This is a genomic window from Methylobacterium sp. WL116 (genome assembly GCF_008039455.1).
Lineage (GTDB): Bacteria > Pseudomonadota > Alphaproteobacteria > Rhizobiales > Beijerinckiaceae > Methylobacterium.
In genome coordinates, this window is the sequence record NZ_VRUV01000936.1 from 1 (window position 1) to 944 (window position 944).

Below are 944 nucleotides of genomic sequence, written 5' to 3' on the forward strand. Positions count from 1 at the left end.
AGGCGCCGCCGCTCGTCCAGGCCGCCGGCGCCGCGCCCGGCCACCTCGTCGCGGCCTGGTACGACCTTCCGGCGATCCTGGCGCGCGAAGCGGAGGAGGCACGGTGATGCGGGCCCCGGACTATCCGATCGTCTCGGTGCGCAACCTCTCGAAGCACTATCCCCTGCGCTCGTGGTGGGGCGGCAAGGCTTCGGTGTTCCGGGCGGTCGAGGACGTCAGCTTCGACATCCGCGCCGGCGAGACGCTGGGGCTCGTCGGCGAATCCGGCTCGGGCAAGTCGACCATCGGCCGTGCCGTGACGATGCTGAACCCGCCGACCGCGGGCACCGTCGCCTTCGAGGGCACGGACCTCGCCAAGCTCTCGCCACGAGCGATGCGCGGCATGCGCGCCCGCATCCAGACCGTGTTCCAGGACCCCTACGCCGCGCTCAACCCGCGGATGAGCGTCGGCGACTACGTCTCCGAGGCGTTCAAGCTGCACCGGCCCGAGATGGGCCGGGCCGAGCGCCGCGCGGCAGTGGCCGGGCTGTTCGAGCGGGTTGGGCTGGAGCCGCGCTTCGCCGGGCGGTTCCCGCACCAGTTCTCCGGCGGCCAGCGACAGCGCATCTGCATCGCCCGCGCCATCGCGCTCAAGCCGAGCTTCATCGTCGCCGACGAGCCGATCGCGGCGCTCGACGTCTCGATCCAGGCGCAGGTGGTCAACCTGCTGCAGGACCTGCAGGCCGAGCTCGGGCTGTCCTACCTGTTCATCTCCCACGACCTGCGCATGGTGCGCTATCTCTGCCACCGGGTCGCCGTGCTCTGGCGCGGCCGCATCGTCGAGCTGGCCGAGAGCGACGCGCTCTACGACGACCCGCGCCATCCCTACACGCAGCGCCTGCTCGGCGCCGTGCCGGTGCCCGACCCGGCCGCCGAGCGCGCCCGCCTCGCCGCGGAGCAGGCCC

General features: G+C 72.9%; 1 protein-coding gene. It reads left to right on the forward strand.

The window, feature by feature from the left end; genetic code table 11:
- Positions 1 to 106: 106 nt before the first annotated feature.
- Positions 107 to 944: ATP-binding cassette domain-containing protein (locus FV223_RS28595; RefSeq protein WP_147729992.1), on the forward strand; the 838-nt coding region annotated here is incomplete at its 3' end.